Source organism: Citrobacter sp. On2M, assembly GCF_018035235.1.
In the GTDB taxonomy this organism is placed as follows: Bacteria; Pseudomonadota; Gammaproteobacteria; order Enterobacterales; family Enterobacteriaceae; genus Citrobacter; species Citrobacter meridianamericanus.
Genome location: NZ_WPCV01000002.1, coordinates 686,160 through 702,667, shown reverse-complemented (window position 1 = coordinate 702,667; position 16,508 = coordinate 686,160). Strand labels below are relative to the sequence as shown.

Here is a 16,508-nt window from a genome sequence, read left to right as displayed (position 1 = left end):
TTTTCATCCCTGGCCTGAGTGGCCCGTTAGCTACGTAGAACAACTATTATGCGTCAGATTTCAGGCGGTGGAAGTCAGTAATGAGATGTTGTTGTCTGAATTTTCGTGATTAATGTGGGTCCACCTGACAAATCAGCCTCTTTTACTTGTCGCTTTACGGTAAACAGCCGACAATTTGCCGAAACCTGGTAAAAATGGAGATGCCTATGACCACCGCCTTCTTTGTCGCTGCCGACTGGCTTGTCGAACACATTGACGATCCGGAAATACAAATTATTGATGCCCGGATGGCTCCTCCAGGACAGGAAGAACGCGATGTTGGCGAGGAGTATCGCGCCGGCCATATCCCTGGCGCGGTCTTTTTTGATATCGAAGCGCTCTCCGACCATACTTCTGCATTGCCGCATATGCTGCCACGTCCGGAGGCTTTCGCCGTAGCCATGCGCGAGCTGGGTGTACATCAGGATAAACACCTGGTCATCTACGATGATGGCAATCTGTTTTCTGCCCCGCGAGCCTGGTGGATGCTGCGCACGTTTGGCGTCGAAAATGTCTCCATTTTGGCAGGCGGTTTTGCGAGCTGGCAGCGTGATGCGTTACCGTTGCAGAAAGGGAACGTTGATTTGCCCGAAGGCGAGTTTGACGCTGCGTTTACGCCAGAGGCCGTAGTGCGGGTGACCGATGTCCTGCTGGCCAGCCATGAAAAAACCGCACAGATTGTCGATGCTCGCCCGGCAGCGCGTTTTAACGCCGAAGTTGATGAGCCGCGACCAGGCCTCAAGCGTGGTCATGTGCCCGGAGCGCTTAACGTACCGTGGACCGAACTGGTTCGTGACGGCGAACTGAAAACCACCGAAGAGCTGGATGCTATCTTCTTTAGCCACGGCGTGAGCTTTGACCGCCCAATTATCGCCAGCTGTGGCTCAGGCGTAACGGCTGCCGTGGTGGTGCTGGCACTTGCCACGCTGGGTGTGTCCAACGTCGCGTTGTATGACGGCGCATGGAGCGAGTGGGGTGCTCGCAACGATTTACCGGTAGAACCGGTATTATAAAGCTGGAAATGCCGGATAGCGCTTCGCTTATCCGGCTTACAATTTAGATAATCCGATTCTGTTTAAAGTCGCGCAGGAAACCGCCCCAGCGGCGTTCGTAGAACGGTGCGATGTGCTCAGTGATAAAGTGGCTCACGCCCTTCTCACCTTTGACCACCTGGCAGATATCAATCGGTTCATCACCTGGCAACGTATCAGTCGCCACGCTGCCCGCGACATGAATGATCTCTTCAATATCACCGTCGGCTTCAATGCCAATCAACAGGTTGGGTTGGGCATCCGGACTTTCTTTGATTGAGCAGAGAAATGCCCGTTTTACCGGTTTAATGGTTTTAAACAGCGTGGTCAGCGAGTCAATCATCTGCGCCGGAGGTTCAGCGACTTCAGAGAGGATCAGCGATTCACCGCCTTCCAGTACTTCCTGGGTACTGAGCGGATTCCCTTCATCTCCCATCAGCAGGCTTATTTCACGCGGCATAAATTCTTTGCCGGTCGGCAGTTTCGCGTTGAGAAACAGCGTTTCGCCAAGCGTCATTTCAAACAACGTGCGCACTGGCATGACAACAAATGCCTGCTCCTCTTCAACCGCCTGCTGCAAGGCTTCCAGAGAGGTGAAGAACGGGATCACGGTCGTGCCATCTTCTTTTTCCCAGTGCTGAAGGTCGAGCGCACTATCTTCAACCACCGTCTCACCTTCTGCGGCAGTACCTGGCACCCAGACGGTAGACTCCAGTAAAGTACGGAAAAATGCCGGACGATGCGCAGGCTCTGTCGCCGCTTGCTCCAGCAGGATTTCTAATTCGTTTTTCGTTTCGGACATAAGGATCACAAATTGGGTAAATACATGTAGGCCGGATAAGCGTAGCGCCATCCGGCCATACAATCATGAATTATGCGGTCAACAGATTCGCGATAGTACGCACACCTAAACCGGTTGCGCCCGCAGCCCACTGCTCAACCGGCGCTTTGCGATAGGTTGCAGAGCAGTCGATGTGCAGCCAGCCCTGCTGATAGTTTTCCACGAAATGGGACAGGAAGCCCGCCGCAGTGCTTGCACCCGCCGGATAAGCCGCGCTGCCGGTATTATTCAGCTCGGCAAAGTTAGACGGCAACTGGCTACGGTGGAACTCTGCCAACGGCAGACGCCAGAACGGCTCGTTTTCTTGCGCCGCACTTGCCAGCAGACGGGCAGCCAGTTCATCATCAAAGCTAAACAGCGCGTGGTAATCGTTGCCCAGTGCCGTTTTTGCCGCACCGGTCAGCGTGGCAGCATCAATGATCAATTCTGGTTTTTGCGCGCTGGCGTCGATCAGGCCATCGGCCAGCACCAGACGCCCTTCAGCATCAGTATTCATCACTTCAACTTTTTTACCGTTGCGATAGTGAATAATATCGCCGAGCTTAAAGGCGTTACCGCTGATCAGGTTATCCGCGCAGCACAGATACAGCTTCACGCGCTTGTTCAGACCACGGGTGATGGCGAACGCCAGCGCGCCGGTCACCGTTGCCGCGCCGCCCATATCAGACTTCATCGAGTCCATAAAAGCGCTTTGCTTGATGCTGTATCCGCCGGAGTCAAAGGTAATTCCCTTGCCAACCAGACAGGCATAAACCGGAGCTTCTTTATCGCCAGTTGGATTGTAATCCAGTGCCAGCAGCACCGGAGGACGTTCGGAGCCACGACCTACGGTATGCAATCCCATGTAGTTCTGCTCGCGCAGATCTTCGCCTTTAGTGATCCGATAAGAGACGTTATCGCAGGCAACAGAACACAGCAGGTCTACTGCGCGTTGCGCCAGCTGTTCCGGGCCCAGCTCTTCTGCCGGGGCGTTAATGGTATCGCGCACCCAGTCAATAATCTTCAGACGGTTATCCAGCTCTTTGCGCTGTGTCTCGTCCAGAGCAGCCCACTCAACGTTGCGGGTGCCTTTTGGTCCTTTGTAGCCCTGCCAGAACGCCCAGCTACGTTCGGTATCCCAGCCTTCACCTTCCAGTTGGACATGTTTAATACCCAGGCCGTCAATTTTACGGGCAGCGCGCTGGATAAGGCCGAGGTCATCTTTTCCGTTCAGGTGCAGGGTAATGCCGTCATTATTAATGCTGTATGTCGCCTTTTCACCCCAGCGGGCGTCGGCGGGTTGCGTGGAAAGCGTAATTTTCATGGCTTCTGTCATTTTATTTATCCTTATTTTCGCGCATACAGGAAAACGGGCCACCCGTGGGCAGCCCGTTGACTTATTCGGCTTCGTCCAGCCAGACCAGCAAAATGGCCTCAAGGATTTTTTCGTTCGATGCCTGTGGATCATCATCGAACTCTTCCAGGTCACAGATCCACTGGTGCAGATCGGTGAAACGAACGGTCTTAGGGTCGAGATCGGGGAACGCGTCGTACAGCGCCTCGCCAATTTCACGGCTATCGGTCCACTTCAGTCCCATACTACCCTCTGTTAATGCTCACGTGCATGATTGATTGTGTAACGTGGGATTTCGACCACTAAATCGTCCTCGGTGACGCGCGCCTGACAGCTTAAACGGCTCTCCGGCTCCAGTCCCCAGGCTTTATCCAGCATATCGTCTTCTTCTTCTGTGCTTTCCGGCAAAGAATCAAAACCTTCACGTACGATGCAGTGGCAGGTTGTGCAGGCACAGGATTTTTCACAGGCGTGTTCAATCTCAATACCGTTACGCAGGGCAACGTCAAGAATGGTTTCGCCGGTCTCAGCTTCCAGAACTGCGCCATCGGGACAGAGATCCTGATGAGGCAAAATAACAATCTTTGGCATATTAAACCTCGTCCACGGAATGGCCCTTCAGCGCGCTACGGACGGATTTGTCCATGCGGCGAGCGGCGAATTCCTGGGTTTGTTTGTCTACGTTTTTAATGGCTTGTTCTATCGCGTCAACATCGTCACCCTGTGAAACCTCGCTCAAATGCGCGGCGGCGGTGTCGATAGCCTGACGTTCTGCGGCGCTTAACAGCGCGGCATCAGCGTTCAGCGCACCGGATAAACTCTCCAGCACGCGTGCCGCTTCGACTTTCTGTTCTGCCAGCATACGCGCTTTAACGTCCTGCTCGGCAAAACTCATCGAATCCTGAATCATGGAGGCGATTTCACTGTCGGTCAGACCGTAGGACGGTTTAACCTGAATTGAGGACTCAACGCCGGTAGATTTTTCCATCGCGGTGACGCTGAGCAGGCCATCGGCGTCCACCTGGAAGGTCACGCGGATATGCGCGCCACCCGCCGGCAACGCCGGGATACCGCGCAGTGCAAAACGCGCCAGGGAACGGCAGTCCTGCACCAGCTCACGCTCGCCTTGCATCACGTGAATGGACATCGCGGTTTGGCCATCTTTAAAGGTGGTAAAATCCTGCGCGCGCGCCACCGGAATCGTGGTGTTACGTGGGATCACTTTCTCCACCAGACCGCCCATGGTTTCAAGACCAAGCGACAGCGGGATAACGTCCAGCAGCAGCATTTCGCTGTCCGGTTTATTTCCGACCAGAATATCTGCCTGGATTGCCGCACCAATAGCGACCACTTTGTCCGGGTCGATAGAGGTCAGCGGCGTACGGCCAAAAAATTCACCGACACGTTCACGCACCAGCGGCACGCGTGTTGAACCACCGACCATCACCACTTCCAGCACATCCTGCGGCTCAACGCCCGCATCTTTCAGCGCGCGACGGCAGGCCAACAGCGTACGCTTAATCAGTGCGGAAATGAGTTCATTAAAGGTTTCACGGGTGATTTCACCCTGCCATCCCGCCACGTTAACCGTCACAGAATCGGCGTCGCTAAGCGCGATTTTCGCGGCAATCGCGGCATCCAGCAGCTCGCGCTGTACGCGGTTATCACTGCGATCGGCAACACCCGCCTGCTCGCGAATGTAATCTGCCAGCAGATGGTCAAAGTCGTCGCCGCCGAGCGCGGAATCACCGCCGGTCGCCAGCACTTCGAACACGCCGCGACTCAGGCGCAGAATAGAAATATCAAACGTGCCGCCGCCAAGGTCATAGACGGCGATCACGCCTTCCTGACCTGAGTCCAGGCCATAGGCGATCGCCGCAGCTGTCGGTTCGTTCAGCAAACGCAATACGTGCAGACCCGCCAGACGCGCGGCGTCTTTGGTCCCCTGACGCTGTGCATCGTCAAAGTAAGCCGGAACGGTGATCACCACGCCGTCCAGTTCTCCGGACAGCGATTCGGTTGCCCGCGCGGCCAGCGCTTTCAGAATGTCAGCGGAGACGCGCACCGGATTAAGCAAACCGGCAGCGGTTTCAATCATCGGCAAGCCATTTTCGCTTGCCTGGAAGGTATAAGGTAAATGCGGGTAACGCGCCTGGATATCCGTCAGAGAGCGGCCCATCATGCGTTTTACCGAACTGACGGTGTTTGCCGTATCCAGCGCGGCATTGGCGCGGGCATCGTAACCGACAGAGTAGCCCTGTTGCTGATAGTGAACCACTGACGGCAACAGGTGGCGACCTTCATGGTCTGCCAGCGTTTCGGCCTGGCCGCTGCGTACGGTCGCAACCAGGGAGTTGGTGGTGCCTAAATCGATACCTACCGCCAGACGACGCTGGTGCGGTGCGGCGCTCAGACCAGGCTCACTAATTTGTAATAAGGCCATTTTCGCTTCCGGAAATTAAAAATCGAGCAGTTTTTCTTCGAGTTGTTCTGCACTGCTTCGCAGTTTATCGAGAAAACGCAGTTTACGCACGGTATCTGCCGCCGCGTCCCACGTCTCGCTATCCAGTTGTTCCACCATCAATTGATGGCGTACGTTATACATTTCGCTAACGCGTTGCATAAACGTATCCAGACGTTGACTGTCTTTTGCCTGTTCAATTTCGTCCAGCTCTTCGCGCAGCTCCAGCTGTTCCATCAGGAACGCGGTGTCGCGCACCGTGTGTTGCTCGCTACGGATATCAAAGCCGTGTAAAGACAGTAAGTATTCCGCGCGCATCAAAGGATGACGCAGCGTTTGCCAGGCCTGGTTGATCGTGGCGGACTGCGAAACCGCAGCAAGTTGTTCCGCCTGGGAACCGCTGGCGAATTTATCAGGATGATACTGACGTTGTAGATCCTGAAAACGTAGGCTCAGCGCCTGAGTATCGAGCTGATAACGGGCCGGTAAGCCAAAGAGGGTGAAGTAGTCCATAACATTCTCAGGGTAGCCTGTTAGAACAAACCCCACACGTAGCAAAGCCACGGTGGGGTTTTCGGGTGACGCACGTTATACGTGGAAGCTTTCGCCACATCCACATTCGTCTTTCACATTCGGGTTAGTAAACTTAAACCCTTCGTTAAGACCTTCTTTGACGAAGTCTAACTGCGTACCGTCGAGGAATTGCAGGCTCTTACCGTCGACCACAACTTTAACGCCTTTGTCTTCAAACACGGTATCTTCAGCCGCCGGCTCGTCAACAAATTCCAGTACATAGGCCATACCTGAGCAGCCGGAGGTTCTCACGCCCAGACGCAGACCAAACCCTTTACCGCGGTTTGCCAGGAAGGTATTTACACGCGCTGCTGCACTGTCGCTTAAGGTAATCGACATAATAAAACCTCAACTCTTAATTATTTTGCTTCACGTTTGCTTTTGTAATCCGCAATCGCGGCTTTAATTGCGTCTTCAGCCAGAATAGAGCAGTGAATTTTCACCGGTGGCAGTTCAAGCTCGTCGGCGATATCGGTGTTTTTAATCGCCTGTGCTTCGTCCAGAGATTTCCCTTTCACCCATTCGGTAACCAGAGAGCTGGAGGCAATAGCGGAACCGCAGCCGTAAGTCTTGAAACGCGCGTCTTCAATGATACCTTCATTGTTGACTTTAATCTGCAACTTCATCACGTCGCCACAGGCCGGTGCACCCACCATGCCGCTGCCCACGTTCTCGTCGCTGTTGTCAAAAGAGCCCACGTTGCGTGGATTCTCGTAATGATCGATTACTTTTTCGCTGTAAGCCATGATGAATTCTCCTTATTGGTGCCGAATTAGTGATGTGACCATTCAATACTGTTCAGATCCACGCCCTGTTTGAACATTTCCCACAGTGGGGAAAGGTCACGCAGACGGCCGATGGAGTTGCGAACCAGATTGATGGTGTAGTCAATCTCTTCTTCGGTAGTGAAACGACCTAAAGAGAAACGAATTGAGCTGTGTGCCAGCTCGTCGGTCATCCCCAGCGCACGCAGCACGTAGGATGGCTCCAGGCTTGCAGAAGTACATGCAGAACCGGAGGATACTGCCAAATCTTTCAGTGCCATAATCAGCGATTCGCCTTCAACATAGTTGAAGCTGACGTTGAGAATGTTCGGTGCGCCCTGCTCGAGATCGCCGTTAAGATACACTTCTTCCATATCTTTCACGCCGTCCCACAGACGGTTACGCAGGCTGCGCAGGCGCGCCATCTCTGTTTCCATCTCTTCTTTGGCGATACGATATGCTTCACCCATACCAACGATCTGGTGCACAGGCAGTGTACCGGAACGCATGCCACGCTCGTGACCGCCGCCGTGCATCTGGGCTTCAATACGAATACGCGGTTTACGACGCACGTACAGCGCACCGATACCTTTCGGGCCATAGATTTTGTGACCGGAGAAGGACATCAGGTCGACTTTCAGCTGGCTCAGATCGATAGGCAGTTTGCCCACGCTCTGGGTTGCATCGACGTGATAGATGATGCCGCGCGCACGGCACATTTCGCCGATAGTCGCGATATCCTGCACCACGCCGATTTCGTTATTCACGTGCATGATGGAGACGAGAATGGTGTCGTCACGCATTGCCGCTTCAAGTTCTTTCAGGTCGATAATGCCGTTACGCTGCGGGGCGAGGTAGGTGACTTCAAACCCTTCGCGCTCCAGCTGGCGACAGGTGTCCAGCACGGCTTTGTGTTCGGTTTTGCTGGTGATGATGTGCTTGCCTTTTTTCTGATAAAAGTTGGCTACACCTTTGATCGCCAGGTTGTCGGATTCGGTCGCACCGGAGGTGAAAACAATCTCACGCGGGTCGGCACCCACCAGGTCAGCAATCTGATTACGGGCGATATCAACCGCCTCTTCAGCATGCCAGCCAAAACGGTGTGAACGGGAAGCTGGGTTACCAAAGTTTCCGTCCAGGGTCAGACACTGCATCATTTTCTCGGCAACACGCGGGTCCACCGGCGTGGTTGCGGAGTAATCGAGATAAATCGGTAATTTCATTGCTCTATAAACTCCGTACATCGCTTCAATGCAAGGAATCAGGCAACCGGCTGGATGTACGACCGAGTTAACGGGGCGTCTGGCACCCCGGCCTGATTCTAATATCTTATTATCTTTACCCTAAATAGTTCGTGTTGCAGCAAGGCGGCAAACTTGAGAGTGCCCAGGAGCTTACATCATGTAAGTGACTGGGGCGAGCAAGTGCGGCTAACGCAGTTGCGGCACGAAATATAACGGGCAAATTATGCGCGTAACTTAACGTCGATCGCGTCTTGTGCACGATTAGTGCGTGGAGCGTCATGTGTGTGCTGGCGACCAGACACATCCAGGACTTCCTGATTATTCACCAGTTCGCCCAACGTAATGTTGTTGAGGAAGCCGGTCAGACGATCGCTCAGATCGCGCCACAGCGCGTGAGTCAGGCATTTATCGCCGCCCTGACAACCGCCTTTGCCCTGGCAACGAGTCGCATCTACTGACTCGTCCACAGCGCTGATAACTTCACCTACTGCGATGCTGCCGGCATCTTTACCCAGCAGATACCCGCCGCCTGGCCCACGTACGCTGGAAACCAGACCGTTTTTACGCAAACGGGAAAACAGCTGCTCCAGATATGACAGGGAAATTCCCTGACGTTCAGAAATATCAGCCAACGGTACCGGGCCCGTTTCGGAGTTGAGCGCAACGTCCAACATTGCGGTCACGGCATAACGCCCTTTTGATGTCAGTCTCATGTCTTACTTAGCCTCAAACTCGCCCCTGCCCGGGGTTTTTTATTGTAAAATGGGGGTATTGCATAGCAGGGGCAAGTCTGACATTCCCGACTAAATCAGTCAACTATTTACTTGACTAATTTAGTCAGGTATTTAACCTTCAGTGCCATTTTTACTTGCCGGAGGCGTTACGTTTACTTGCCTTTATTCTGTTGCTCAATTGAAGCTAAAATTCCGCGCAAAATGTTCAGCTCCTGGCTCTCAGGACGTGCGCGCGTAAACAGACGGCGCAGCTTGTTCATCACCTGTCCCGGATGCCCTTCGCGGATAAACCCGGTCGACAGCAGCGTTTGTTCCAGATGACCGTAAAAACGCTCTAAATCATCGACCAGCGGGTACTCAGCGTCTTCGTATTCTGCGGTCTTCTCGCTTTCCTGCGTCGCCAGCCAGGCCATGCGCACTTCATAAGAAATGACCTGTACCGCCATCGCCAGATTCAGCGAACTGTATTCCGGGTTCGCGGCAATAGCGACGTGGTAATGGCACTTCTGCAGTTCTTCATTCGTCAGGCCAACGCGTTCACGACCAAACACCAGCGCCACGGGCGAACTCGTCGCTTCAGAGACGCTTTTTAAGCCGCATTCGCGCGGATCCAGCATCGGCCACGGCAGCGTACGGGAGCGCGCGCTGGTGCCTACCACCAGGCTGCAACCTGCCAGCGCTTCATCGAGAGTATCGACGATCTGCGCGCTGCCGATCACATCGCTGGCACCTGCCGCCAGAGCGATGGCCTGGGAATCCGGTTTAACCAGTGGATTTACCAACCACAGATTGGTTAAACCCATGGTTTTCATTGCGCGGGCTACAGAGCCCATGTTGCCAGTGTGAGAGGTTTCCACCAGCACAATTCGAATATTTTGCAGCATTGTATTTCTTCGGCTAAAGATTATTCGACCATATTATCATAAAACGAAGACATATTCCGAACTCGCTGCTATACTCTGCGCCGTTTTCCCGTTCTTTAACATCCAGTGAGAGAGACCGATGCATCCGATGCTGACCATCGCCGTGCGCGCAGCGCGCAAGGCGGGTAATGTAATTGCCAAACACTACGAAACCCCCGACTCTGTAGAAACCAGCCAGAAAGGCAGCAATGATTTCGTGACTAACGTCGATAAAGCCGCCGAAGCGATTATTATCGAAACTATTCGCAAATCTTACCCACAGCACACCATCATCACCGAAGAAAGCGGTGAGCACGCTGGTGAAGATCAGGATGTTCAATGGGTTATCGATCCACTGGATGGCACTACTAACTTCGTAAAACGTCTGCCGCACTTCGCGGTATCCATCGCGGTACGCATTAAAGGCCGTACTGAAGTCGCCGTTGTTTACGATCCAATGCGTAACGAACTGTTCACCGCAACTCGCGGCCAGGGCGCACAGCTGAACGGCTATCGTCTGCGTGGCAGCACCGCCCGCGATCTGGACGGCACCATCATCGCCACCGGTTTCCCGTTCAAAGCGAAGCAGCACGCTGCTTCTTATATGAAAATTCTTGGCAAAATGTTTACCGAGTGCGCTGACTTCCGCCGCACAGGTTCTGCTGCGCTGGATCTGGCTTATGTGGCCGCTGCGCGCGTTGACGGTTACTTCGAAATTGGTTTGAAACCCTGGGACTTCGCCGCAGGTGAGCTGATTGCGCGTGAAGCCGGCGCACTGGTTTGCGACTTCACCGGTGGTCATAACTACCTGGCGACCGGCAACATCGTTGCAGGTAACCCGCGCGTTGTTAAAGCCATGCTGGCTAACATGCGTGACGAACTGAGCGATGCGCTGAAGCGTTAATCTGCTGTGGTGCCGGATGCGACGCTTTCGCGTCTTATCCGGCCTACAAGTCATACCATTCCGCTCACTAACCTAAAACGGTCTTATCCCTCGCCCTACCGGCACCGCGCTCATCCACATCACTACCGCAGCAACAATAAGCACTGCACCACCGGCTAATGCCAGCGTTGTCCAGCCAATCTGTCGCCACAGCACCGGCGCTTTATGTCCGCTAAGTCTCACCGCCAGTGAGCGAAAACTGTGTACCAGCAGAGCCAGTGACGTAATCGTCAAAGAGGTTCCTGCCGCCATCGCCAACGCCGACGCCATGCCCCAGCTAAAGACGCCAACCACTTTACTGAACAGCAGCACCATAATTGCACCAGAGCAGGGACGCATGCCCATGGAGAGAATAATCATCAGCCGCGCGCGCCAGTCATCGCCGCTTTGCAGTTGTTCCGGCTTGGGCAAATGCTGATGCCCACAACCGCAGCCCTCGTGATGCACATGGTACGGCGTAAAGGCGGTGAATTTCGGCCGACGCAGCAGCTGGCGCAATTTCTTCAGCGCACGGACGCACAATAAAACGCCCAACATGCCAACCAGCGCATAACTTCCCTTCTCCAGCCAGAAACTGCTCATATGCAGCTGCCGGGCAGGCAGTTGCAGCACCGTGAGGACTACAACCACCAGTCCTATTGCCACCAGCCCCTGCAATAGTGAAGACGCCAGCGTCAGCCCAATGCTCGACTTGAGCTTCGACGGATGCGTCGCAAGCCAGGTCGTGATGACAATTTTGCCGTGCCCCGGCCCCAATGCGTGCAATACCCCATAAAGAAAGCTAAACAACAGCAGAGATCCGCCCGCACGAGTGGGATTCGCGGCAACCGCTTTCAGCAACCCGCTCATCTGCTGGTTAACGTCGCGCTGCCAGACAACACTTTGCATCATTACCTGAGGCCAGGCCTGCCACAACCACAGCCCCCCGCCTGTCGCCAGCAACAAAAAGACCGCCAGCGGCCATAGCGTGAGCCAACGGCGTCTGGCTGCGCGTTGTTGATAAACTACTGACATTGCAGTGTCACCGTCTGTGCAAACTGTTTACCCAATTCCATATCCTCCGGCGGAGCGTCTTCTTTATCCAGCGACTGCGCAAAGCTCAGCATGTGTTCATTCGGCGTCGGCGTATGCATTGAAATATGGCATTGCTGGCTTATAGTCTGCGAAAGCCGGGCGTCGCTGTCTTTGTCATAGCTCATATCGACGTAGTAGGTCGGATCGAAGGTTGAAATAGTATATTTTTGACCGCTCAGTGGTTGAGCTTCGGCCAGCGGCAGAACGAACGTCAGCACCGCCTGGTGTTCTTCACGCTCCATGCCATATTCCGTCGGTCTGTTTTTAAACTTTACCTTTTTCCCATCGTGCCACACTTCGGTGAAATAGTGCTGCCCGAGAACGTTGGCCATCACTTCCGCCGCCAGTTTCTTCCAAATTTCATCGCCAGGTTTAGCATTCCCCGCGTCGTAGAGCAGATCCGCCGACGTGATTTCATCCATCGTCCAGCGCATTTTTAGCGCGACGAACCGATCATTCTCGCTCACGACTTCGGTTTTCAGATGAATAAAGCTGTGGGGATGCGCACCTGCGCCAAAGGACAGGACAGCGAGAAACAACGTCATAATGATACGTTTAACGCCTTGCATGAGTTCTCCACGTTAAAAATCAACACCGCCACAAATAATGATGCCGTATTTGGCGCAAGTGTGCCGAGGATACCATCGAACGAAAAAAAGTTGAGCACCCTTTTCCGGTATCGATTCAGTTCTCAATTTCGATAATTTATTCTTCATCAATGTCAGCCTAAATCCCTTTTTTACGCCACAACTTAAGTTAAATGAAAATAGAATGTTAATTAATGGTTTAATTTTAATGTTTTTTTTAACTTTAAATTCATTCGCATCAATAAAAATCCGCTCAATTTTAACCAAAATATAACTGTTTATTTTCCATAAATTAACAATAACGGATATAGATCACATTCATCAAACTTGTGGTTCATTCCCTCTTCCATTCGTTGTTAACTTCACGCCGTGACATGTCCTGCCCCCTACAAAAGGTACAACTATGAAATTCAAACTCGCATTACTCAGTGCAACCCTGGTTTCTGCATGCATGTTGTCCGGCACGTCCTTTGCGGCGGAAAAATATGAAATTGCTGTGGTTGCCAAAGTCACCGGTATTCCCTGGTTTAACCGCATGGAAACCGGTGTTAACGAAGCAGCAAAAAAACTGGATGTGAACGCTTACCAGACCGGTCCGTCTACGCCGGATCCGGCACAGCAGGTCAAAGTGATTGAGGATCTGATCGCCAAAAACGTCAACGCGATCATCGTGGTACCGAACGATGCCAAAGTTCTTGAGCCAGTACTGAAAAAAGCGCGCGATAAAGGCATTGTGGTCCTGACGCACGAATCCCCAGACGAGCAAATCGGTCAGTGGGATATCGAAACCATCGATAGTGAAAAATACGCACAAGCCAACGTCGATGAGCTAGCAAAAAACATGGGCGGCAAAGGGGGTTATGCCATCTATGTTGGTTCGCTGACGGTCCCGCTGCATAACGCGTGGGCGGATTATGCAATCAAGTACCAGAAAGAAAAATATCCGGAAATGTTCGAAGTCACTTCACGTCTGCCGGTTGCGGAAAGCATCGATAAATCCTACGCCACGACGCTGGATCTGATGAAAACCTATCCGCAGATGAAGGGGATTATTGGTTTCGGCTCGCTGGGTCCAATCGGTGCGGGTCAGGCTGTACAGAAAAAACGCGCCAAAGATAAAATTGCCGTCGTCGGGATCGCCATGCCAGCACAAGCTGCGCCTTACCTGATGCGCGGTGATATCAAAAAAGCGCTGCTGTGGGATCCAAAAGATGCGGGCTATGCGCTGGTAACGGTCGCCGATCAGCTGTTGCAAGGCAAAGAAGTCAATGCCGATCTGAGTATCGACGGTTTAGGGAAAGCCGATATCGACACGGAGAAGAAAGTGATCCGCTTTAATAAGATCCTCGAAGTCACCAAAGACAACGCACAATCACTTGGTTTCTAAGGCTTTAGCCAACACCAGGGAACCTTAACGCCGACCGTCTGGTCGGCGCTATCAACCAAACTAACACTCAGCGTCCGTCAGGGCGCTCGCAGGGGTATTGTCCATGACAGACACCACCGCATTTATCACTCTTGAGAATATCAGCAAACAATTCCCGGGCGTGCTGGCGCTGGATAACGTGAATCTGACGCTGAGAAAAGGCGAAGTTCACTGTCTGGCGGGTCAAAACGGCTGTGGTAAAAGCACCATTATTAAAGTGATCTCCGGGGTTTATCACCCGGAAAAAGGCGCGCAGATTTTACTCGACGGAAAATTGTTCCATCACCTGACGCCGCAGCTATCTTCCCATTATGGCATTCAGGTTATTTATCAGGACCTGTCGCTGTTCCCCAACTTTAGCGTCGCAGAAAATATCGCGGTCAACCGCTATCTGCCGGGCGGTGATATCTGGGTGCGTCGTGGTGCTATGAAACAGCAGGCGCTGGCAGCCATGAAGCGTATCGGTGTGAACATCGATCCCGACAAAAAAGTTGAAAAACTCTCGATTGCCGACCGACAGCTGGTCGCCATTTGCCGGGCGATTGCCGCCGATGCACGTCTGGTCATTATGGATGAACCCACCGCCTCGCTGACCCGTCAGGAGGTCAATGGCCTGCTGAAGGTGGTTAACGAACTGAAAGCGGCTGGCATTTGCGTGGTGTTTGTCAGCCATCGCCTGGATGAAGTAATGGAAGTCGCTGACCGCATCAGCGTGATGCGCGACGGCAAACTGGTGGGCACGTACCCTGCCAGCGAACTGGACAGCCACGAGCTGGCTTTCCTGATGACCGGACAACGCTTCCACTACAGCCCGCTGCCGGAGAAATCATTCGACGATCGAGAACCCCTGCTTGAGCTGCGCAACCTCAGCCGCAGAGGCAAATACCAAAACATTAATCTGTCGCTGCATGGCGGCGAGATTGTTTCCATTGTCGGCCTGCTGGGCGCCGGGCGTACCGAGCTTTGTTTGAGCCTGTTCGGCATGACGCACCCGGAAAGCGGCGAGATGCATATTAACGGTCAGCCGGTCACGCTTCGTAATAACCACGACGCCATTAAGCACGGGATCGGCTACGTCTCAGAAGATCGCCTGACGCAGGGGCTGATCATGGAGCAGTCGATCTACGACAACACCATCGTCACGGTCTTTGATCAGCTGCACACCGGTAGCGGCTTGCTCGATCATCGTAAAGCGCAAAAGCTGGTCGCCGATTTAATCCGCGAACTGAATATCAAAGTGTCCGATCCGCACCTGCCGGTCAAAACGCTTTCCGGCGGCAATGCCCAGCGTATCGCCATTGCCAAATGGGTGGCAACCAATCCGCGCATTCTGATCCTCGACTCCCCGACTGTTGGCGTGGATATCGCCAACAAAGAGGGTATTTACCAGATCGCCCGCGATCTGGCGGAACAAGGTATGGCGGTGCTGATGATTTGCGATGAAATTCCGGAAGCGTATTACAACAGCCACCGCGTGCTGGTGATGCGTCGCGGCAGGCTGGTGGCGGAATTTAATCCTCATCACTGCCGTGAAGAGGAGATTGCTGAAGTGGTCGAGGTAATCAATGAATAAGATGCATCTCTCCCGTTTAATCGGGCAACATGAATTCTGGCTGGGCCTGCTGGTCGTGGCGCTGGCGGTTGGGCTAAGTGTCAGCACCGATGAGTTCCTCTCGCTCGGCAATCTGACAGATGTGGCCACCAGCTACGCGATTCTCGGCATTCTTGCCTGCGGGTTGTTTGTGGTGTTGATTTCCGGCGGGATCGACATCTCATTTCCGGCGATGACCGCAATTGCCCAGTATGCGATGGCCAGTTGGGTGATCGGCCACGGCGGCAACTTCGCACTGGCGTTAACCATTGCGATTGCGGTGGGGCTGCTTCTTGGGCTGATTAATGGCTTCCTGGTCTACTGGCTGCGCGTTCCGGCAATCATCATTACCATCGCCACGCTTAACGTCTACTACGGCCTTCTGGTTTACACCACCAAAGGCACCTGGCTGTACGGTTTCCCTGACTGGTTTATGAACGGCATTAACTGGTTGTCGTTCACCGCGGCAGATGGCTACGACTACGGCCTGACCCTGCCTCTGCTGTGCCTGGCGGCGGTGATCGTCTTTACCGCTGTGCTGATGAACTATACCCGTCTTGGCCGTCAGGTTTACGCCATGGGCGGTAATCGCGACGCAGCGTCACGCCTCGGTCTGAACCTGCTGAAGCTGCATTTCTACGTGTATGGTTACATGGGTATTCTGGCAGGCATTGCCGCCGTGGTTCAGGCGCAAATTACCCAGTCAGTTGCGCCCAATTCGCTGCTCGGTTTTGAGCTGACGGTGCTGGCGGCGGTCGTACTCGGCGGAACCAGCATGAGCGGCGGACGCGGTACGTTGACCGGAACCCTGCTCGGCGTTGTCCTGCTCGCCTTCTTACAAAATGGTCTGACGCTGCTCAGCGTCTCCTCTTACTGGCACACCGTGTTCAGCGGCGCCATTATCCTGGTCAGCATTAGTGCCACGGCCTGGAACGAAAAACGCAAACTGGCAAGGGAGCTTTGAG

18 protein-coding genes are annotated in these 16,508 nt (G+C 53.6%); 5 read left to right on the top strand and 13 right to left on the bottom strand.

The genetic code is table 11. The features are described from left to right. The first annotated feature begins 206 nt into the window (after positions 1–206). Entirely contained in the window at positions 207–1,052 is an 846-nt protein-coding gene (gene sseA / locus On2M_RS05490) for a 3-mercaptopyruvate sulfurtransferase (RefSeq protein WP_187258602.1), read from the top strand. 43 nt (positions 1,053–1,095) lie between these two features. Here the strand turns inward: sseA and sseB are convergent, their stop codons facing one another. The 11 genes from sseB to trmJ form a co-directional block, all read right to left on the bottom strand. Further along, the gene (sseB, locus tag On2M_RS05485; RefSeq protein ID WP_151217657.1) at positions 1,096–1,872 is read right to left on the bottom strand and encodes an enhanced serine sensitivity protein SseB; all 777 of its coding nucleotides are present in this window, start codon (positions 1,870–1,872) and stop codon (positions 1,096–1,098) included. 70 nt (positions 1,873–1,942) lie between these two features. Further along, a complete protein-coding gene (gene pepB / locus On2M_RS05480; protein ID WP_151217658.1) occupies positions 1,943–3,226 on the bottom strand; it encodes an aminopeptidase PepB in 1,284 nt (427 codons plus the stop codon). A gap of 61 nt (positions 3,227–3,287) precedes the next feature. Beyond that, positions 3,288–3,488, bottom strand: a complete 201-nt coding sequence (gene iscX, locus On2M_RS05475) for a Fe-S cluster assembly protein IscX (protein ID WP_003037694.1) — start codon at positions 3,486–3,488, stop codon at positions 3,288–3,290. A gap of 11 nt (positions 3,489–3,499) precedes the next feature. Then, a complete protein-coding gene (gene fdx, locus On2M_RS05470) occupies positions 3,500–3,835 on the bottom strand; it encodes an ISC system 2Fe-2S type ferredoxin (protein WP_003037690.1) in 336 nt (111 codons plus the stop codon). A 1-nt stretch (position 3,836) separates the two neighbouring features. Beyond that, complete coding sequence (gene hscA / locus On2M_RS05465; RefSeq protein WP_210904479.1) at positions 3,837–5,687, bottom strand: Fe-S protein assembly chaperone HscA; 1,851 nt, start codon at positions 5,685–5,687, stop codon at positions 3,837–3,839. A gap of 15 nt (positions 5,688–5,702) precedes the next feature. Further along, on the bottom strand, positions 5,703–6,218 hold the full coding sequence (gene hscB / locus On2M_RS05460) for a co-chaperone HscB (protein ID WP_005120410.1): 516 nt from the start codon (positions 6,216–6,218) through the stop codon (positions 5,703–5,705). 75 nt (positions 6,219–6,293) lie between these two features. After that, positions 6,294–6,617, bottom strand: coding sequence for an iron-sulfur cluster assembly protein IscA (iscA, locus tag On2M_RS05455; protein ID WP_003037681.1), 324 nt, complete (start codon positions 6,615–6,617; stop codon positions 6,294–6,296). 20 nt (positions 6,618–6,637) lie between these two features. Next, positions 6,638–7,024 carry a Fe-S cluster assembly scaffold IscU gene (iscU, locus tag On2M_RS05450; RefSeq protein ID WP_002913991.1) on the bottom strand — a complete coding sequence of 129 codons (387 nt, stop codon included), beginning with the start codon at positions 7,022–7,024 and terminating at the stop codon, positions 6,638–6,640. Positions 7,025–7,050: 26 nt separating this feature from the next. Continuing rightward, positions 7,051–8,265 carry an IscS subfamily cysteine desulfurase gene (iscS, locus tag On2M_RS05445; protein ID WP_210904478.1) on the bottom strand — a complete coding sequence of 405 codons (1,215 nt, stop codon included), beginning with the start codon at positions 8,263–8,265 and terminating at the stop codon, positions 7,051–7,053. A gap of 242 nt (positions 8,266–8,507) precedes the next feature. Next, the gene (iscR, locus tag On2M_RS05440; protein WP_003037674.1) at positions 8,508–8,999 is read right to left on the bottom strand and encodes a Fe-S cluster assembly transcriptional regulator IscR; all 492 of its coding nucleotides are present in this window, start codon (positions 8,997–8,999) and stop codon (positions 8,508–8,510) included. A gap of 173 nt (positions 9,000–9,172) precedes the next feature. Beyond that, on the bottom strand, positions 9,173–9,904 hold the full coding sequence (gene trmJ / locus On2M_RS05435; RefSeq protein WP_210904477.1) for a tRNA (cytosine(32)/uridine(32)-2'-O)-methyltransferase TrmJ: 732 nt from the start codon (positions 9,902–9,904) through the stop codon (positions 9,173–9,175). A 118-nt stretch (positions 9,905–10,022) separates the two neighbouring features. Between trmJ and suhB the strand changes: the two genes are divergently transcribed. Further along, positions 10,023–10,826, top strand: a complete 804-nt coding sequence (suhB, locus tag On2M_RS05430) for an inositol-1-monophosphatase (RefSeq protein WP_003037670.1) — start codon at positions 10,023–10,025, stop codon at positions 10,824–10,826. A gap of 72 nt (positions 10,827–10,898) precedes the next feature. On the opposite strand, the gene On2M_RS05425 is transcribed toward suhB, so the two are convergent. Both On2M_RS05425 and On2M_RS05420 read right to left on the bottom strand, forming a co-directional pair. Continuing rightward, positions 10,899–11,879, bottom strand: coding sequence for a nickel/cobalt transporter (locus On2M_RS05425; protein WP_210904476.1), 981 nt, complete (start codon positions 11,877–11,879; stop codon positions 10,899–10,901). Beyond that, on the bottom strand, positions 11,870–12,508 hold the full coding sequence (locus On2M_RS05420) for a DUF1007 family protein (RefSeq protein ID WP_137375884.1): 639 nt from the start codon (positions 12,506–12,508) through the stop codon (positions 11,870–11,872). The genes On2M_RS05425 and On2M_RS05420 overlap by 10 nt, the downstream gene beginning before the upstream one ends. 421 nt (positions 12,509–12,929) lie before the next feature. On the opposite strand from On2M_RS05420, the gene On2M_RS05415 reads away from it, so the two are divergent. The 3 genes from On2M_RS05415 (at position 12,930) to On2M_RS05405 (ending at position 16,507) form a co-directional block, all read left to right on the top strand. Beyond that, entirely contained in the window at positions 12,930–13,913 is a 984-nt protein-coding gene (locus On2M_RS05415; protein WP_003037665.1) for an autoinducer 2 ABC transporter substrate-binding protein, read from the top strand. Between the two features lie 103 nt (positions 13,914–14,016). Continuing rightward, entirely contained in the window at positions 14,017–15,525 is a 1,509-nt protein-coding gene (locus On2M_RS05410) for a sugar ABC transporter ATP-binding protein (protein ID WP_151217663.1), read from the top strand. Beyond that, entirely contained in the window at positions 15,518–16,507 is a 990-nt protein-coding gene (locus On2M_RS05405) for an ABC transporter permease (RefSeq protein WP_151217664.1), read from the top strand. Before On2M_RS05410 ends, On2M_RS05405 begins: the two co-directional genes overlap by 8 nt. Position 16,508: the final 1 nt, after the last annotated feature.

Coding starts and splice junctions, on each gene's coding strand:
- iscU (WP_002913991.1), bottom strand. CDS start 7,024: ATGGCTTACAGCGAAAAAGTAATCGATCATTACGAGAATCCACGCAAC.
- hscB (WP_005120410.1), bottom strand. CDS start 6,218: ATGGACTACTTCACCCTCTTTGGCTTACCGGCCCGTTATCAGCTCGAT.
- iscR (WP_003037674.1), bottom strand. CDS start 8,999: ATGAGACTGACATCAAAAGGGCGTTATGCCGTGACCGCAATGTTGGAC.
- sseA (WP_187258602.1), top strand. CDS start 207: ATGACCACCGCCTTCTTTGTCGCTGCCGACTGGCTTGTCGAACACATT.
- iscS (WP_210904478.1), bottom strand. CDS start 8,265: ATGAAATTACCGATTTATCTCGATTACTCCGCAACCACGCCGGTGGAC.
- iscX (WP_003037694.1), bottom strand. CDS start 3,488: ATGGGACTGAAGTGGACCGATAGCCGTGAAATTGGCGAGGCGCTGTAC.
- On2M_RS05405 (WP_151217664.1), top strand. CDS start 15,518: ATGAATAAGATGCATCTCTCCCGTTTAATCGGGCAACATGAATTCTGG.
- fdx (WP_003037690.1), bottom strand. CDS start 3,835: ATGCCAAAGATTGTTATTTTGCCTCATCAGGATCTCTGTCCCGATGGC.
- On2M_RS05420 (WP_137375884.1), bottom strand. CDS start 12,508: ATGCAAGGCGTTAAACGTATCATTATGACGTTGTTTCTCGCTGTCCTG.
- sseB (WP_151217657.1), bottom strand. CDS start 1,872: ATGTCCGAAACGAAAAACGAATTAGAAATCCTGCTGGAGCAAGCGGCG.
- On2M_RS05415 (WP_003037665.1), top strand. CDS start 12,930: ATGAAATTCAAACTCGCATTACTCAGTGCAACCCTGGTTTCTGCATGC.
- pepB (WP_151217658.1), bottom strand. CDS start 3,226: ATGACAGAAGCCATGAAAATTACGCTTTCCACGCAACCCGCCGACGCC.
- trmJ (WP_210904477.1), bottom strand. CDS start 9,904: ATGCTGCAAAATATTCGAATTGTGCTGGTGGAAACCTCTCACACTGGC.
- On2M_RS05410 (WP_151217663.1), top strand. CDS start 14,017: ATGACAGACACCACCGCATTTATCACTCTTGAGAATATCAGCAAACAA.
- suhB (WP_003037670.1), top strand. CDS start 10,023: ATGCATCCGATGCTGACCATCGCCGTGCGCGCAGCGCGCAAGGCGGGT.
- On2M_RS05425 (WP_210904476.1), bottom strand. CDS start 11,879: ATGTCAGTAGTTTATCAACAACGCGCAGCCAGACGCCGTTGGCTCACG.
- iscA (WP_003037681.1), bottom strand. CDS start 6,617: ATGTCGATTACCTTAAGCGACAGTGCAGCAGCGCGTGTAAATACCTTC.
- hscA (WP_210904479.1), bottom strand. CDS start 5,687: ATGGCCTTATTACAAATTAGTGAGCCTGGTCTGAGCGCCGCACCGCAC.